General features: G+C 28.5%; 4 protein-coding genes. All 4 read right to left on the minus strand.

Annotated elements, in window-relative coordinates; genetic code table 11:
* Positions 1 to 3: 3 nt before the first annotated feature.
* Positions 4 to 870, minus strand: a complete 867-nt coding sequence (locus AB1Z17_RS13560) for a pseudouridine synthase (protein ID WP_368052304.1) — start codon at positions 868 to 870, stop codon at positions 4 to 6.
* 136 nt (positions 871 to 1,006) lie between these two features.
* Entirely contained in the window at positions 1,007 to 1,954 is a 948-nt protein-coding gene (locus AB1Z17_RS13565) for a geranylgeranylglycerol-phosphate geranylgeranyltransferase (protein ID WP_368052305.1), read from the minus strand.
* Between the two features lie 55 nt (positions 1,955 to 2,009).
* Positions 2,010 to 2,936, minus strand: coding sequence for a mevalonate kinase (locus tag AB1Z17_RS13570; protein WP_368052306.1), 927 nt, complete (start codon positions 2,934 to 2,936; stop codon positions 2,010 to 2,012).
* Between the two features lie 4 nt (positions 2,937 to 2,940).
* The coding region (locus AB1Z17_RS13575) for a diphosphomevalonate/mevalonate 3,5-bisphosphate decarboxylase family protein (protein ID WP_368052307.1) at positions 2,941 to 3,738 on the minus strand (798 nt) is incomplete at its 5' end.

The raw sequence follows: 3,738 nt of genomic DNA on the forward strand, positions 1-3,738 counted from the left end.
CTTTTAAAGCATTTTCAAGTTATTTACTTCCATTTCAGTTAAATGTCTCCAATGTCCTCTTGGTAAATCTTTTTTGGTTAAACCCGCAAAAATTACTCTGTCTAGTTTTACTACTTTATAGTTAAAATGTTCAAATATTCTACGAACAATTCTATTTCTTCCTGAATGAATTTTAACTCCAACTTCACTTTTTGGTTGGTTTAATATGTATGATATTTCATCTACTATTACCTTTCTTTCATCTAATACAAAACCTTCAGCAATACTATTTAAATCTTTACTCGTCAGTTTTTTATCTAAAGATGCGTGGTAAATTTTTTGAATATTATGTTTTGGATGCGTTAATTTTTTAGCCAGTTCACCATCATTTGTAAACAATAGCAGTCCTGTGGTATTTCTGTCTAATCTTCCTACCGGATATATACGTTCTTTTGAAGCGTTACCAACCAATTCCATAACCGTTTTTCTACCTCTATCATCATCCATAGTAGTGATAAAATTCTTTGGTTTATTTAAAAGAACATAACGCTTTTTTTCAGGATTAATTAAAGAACCATCGAATCTAACTTCGTCTGTTAATTTAACTTTATAGCCCATTTCTGTAACTACTTTTCCATTAACAGCAGCACTTCCGGCTGCAATAAACACATCAGCTTCTCTACGGGAACAAATCCCAGAATTTGCTATATACTTATTTAAACGTATTCCGTCAACTTCTGGATTACTTGCAACTTGCTTTTTTGGTGCTTTAGAAGAAGTGTCTCTATCTTTTGAAAACTTCTTTTTGTTGTCAAACTTTCTTGTAAAAGTACTTTGAGGTTTCTTTTTTCCTGTTTGTCGTCCTCTCGACGAGTTTTTATTTGAATTCATTATTATTATTATTGTTATTATTATTTTTTGCAAAAATAGGGTTAATCCTTTAATAATCTAATAAATAGTTATCTATAAATTTAAAAAGCATTTAAAGCTTGTTTAAACGTAAAGTTTAAACACTTTACAAAAGCTATTAAATCGGTAAAATACGTTCAATTAAAACCGAAGTATCTATTAATGCCAAGCTAAAAACTCCAGCAAATATAAGTAGTTTTAAAAGCCAATGAAGTAACACGTAATTTCTTTTACTTTTGCTAAACCACAATAAGAATAAGAACACAATTAGAGTTAACACACTTCCGTAAAAGTAATATTTCATTCTTCCAATTTCTGGATATTTTAATAAAAAATAAATTGGATTAAGTGTTAAAATAACTAAAAAAGAAATCAATATTTTTGTAAAATGTTCGCCATATTTAACAGCTATTGTTTGGTAATTTTTTACAAAATCTCCTTTTAAACTTTCTAAATCTTTTACCAATTGTCTGATTAATAAAATGAAGAATAAAAATGCTGCGTGTGTAAAAATGATTTCTGAAAAATTTTTATAATACACAAAAACAGCAAAAAAGGGTAATAAGGATAATACAGCAGCTGAAAACAACCCCATTAACGGGTACCTTTTTAGTTTATGAGAATACAACCATATTGAAAAAATATATACCGAAAAAAACAATGCTGCTCGCCAGGAAACTAACAACCCAAAAATAAATCCTAAAAAATTTAGTACAAAATATATAGGCAGTTTAATTTTCTGATCAACAATTGCATCAAATTTTGTTTTTAAGGGTTTATTAATTTTATCGGTTTCAAAATCGTAAAAATTGTTGATAATATATCCTGCCGCAATAACACATACAGAAGCCAAAACAATAAAATATAAATCAATATCTAATATTATATTTTTTAGTGATTTTTCTGGTGCAAAAATAAAAATGGAAGCTAAATATTGAGCAATTACAATTAATAAAATATTGTACCCTCGAACCACCGAAAACAAGCTCAACATTTTTATATAAAAAGGAGCGTTCTTTTTGCTATTATTTTTACTGTTATTTTTAGAAATTTCGAGTAAGTCCATAAGAAGATGTAGACAAATAAATTGTAATTAATAAAATTTAGTTGAGGCTATAAATCTAAAACCTATAAACTAACTCTAGTTTATACTCTTTTAAAATGGCTTTTGTTTTATTAAAATCTTCCGTAAAACCTAAAATATAACCACCGCCACCAGAACCGCAAAGTTTCAAATAATAGTCATTAGATTCTATTCCTTTTTGCCAAATAGTATGAAAACGTTGAGGAATCATAGGTTTAAAATTATCTAATACTATTTTAGACAAATTCTTAACATTTCCAAATAAAGATTTTATATTACCATGTAAAAAATCGTCAATACAAGCATCGGTACATTTTGCAAAATCTTCATCAATCATTTTTCTAAAACCTTCGTTTTTCATTTTATTCATAAAAATGTTCACCATTGGTTCCGTTTCTCCAATAATTTCAGAATCTAACAAAAATACAGCTCCTTTACCTTCTTTTTGCGATGGAATTCCTGTAGCTTCTAAATTGTCTTTCGAATTTATTAGTATCGGTATACTTAAATATGAATTTAATGGATCTAAACCAGAGCTTTTACCATGAAAAAAAGATTCCATTAAAGAAAATACACCCTTTAATTTCAATAATTTATCTCTTGTTAAATTTTCTAGAACTGTTATTTTATCATTTGCATACTTATCGTAAATTGATGCAACTAGAGCTCCTGAACTTCCAACACCGTAACCCTGAGGAATACTAGAATCAAAGTACATTCCTTGGTCTATATCTTGTTTAAACTCGTCTAAATTAAAATGCACTAAATTGGTATCTAAACCTGCTAAATAAGTATAAAATCTCAATAAATTCTTATTAGATTCTTTAGTTTTATCAGTTAATTTTTTCGATTTTTTTAGAGCGCCTTGGTAACTGTTGTATGGAATTGCCAATCCTTTGGAGTCTTTAATAATTCCATATTCACCAAAAAGCAAAATTTTTGCGTAAAAAAGTGGTCCTTTCATAAGTTTAAATATTGGATAATTGCTTTGCGCCAAACCCAATTCTATCGCAAATATAATGATTTTCTTGACAAAATTGAATTAACTCACTTATTATAAAATTGTTAACTTTTTCTTTTTCATTCTCTGGAAACAGCACATGTACATTTGCACCAGCATCTAATGTAAAACAAATATTACTACTCGTTTTTACTCTAAACTCCCAAATTTTATTGATAATTTTTAAGGTGTTTGGTTTCATTAAAATAAAATATGGATTACTGGTCATCATCATAGCATGTAAACTCAATGCCTCACTTTCTACAATAGCAATAAATTGTTTTAAATCTCCATTTTGAAGTACTTCCGAAATTTTTGAAATATTATCATTTGCCTGTTTAAAACGCTGTATTGCAAATGGATGGTTGTGCATTAATTTATGTCCAACTGTACTTGAAACTTGTTTTTCTCCTTCATCTACTAACAAAATTGTATCGTGGTAATTTCTAAAATTTTCGTGAACTTTATAAGGGAATTTAACACCAAATAAATTAGAACTTCCTTTAATTTCGTTATGTTTTCCCCAAACAATTAATTCGCCTTCAACACTTCTACAAGCACTTCCAGAACCTAAACGTGCTAAGAATGATGCTTTTTTATTGAAATATCCGTCAGTCCTTTCGACTCCGCTCAATGACCGCTCCAAACTCATAATACACAAAGCCAACGCACTCATTCCACTTGCTGAAGATGCAATTCCACTACTGTGAGGAAATGAATTTCTTGATTTAATTACAAAATCAAAATCCTTTAAAAAAGGCACATA

It is taken from the genome of Lutibacter sp., assembly GCF_040883305.1.
GTDB lineage: Bacteria > Bacteroidota > Bacteroidia > Flavobacteriales > Flavobacteriaceae > Lutibacter.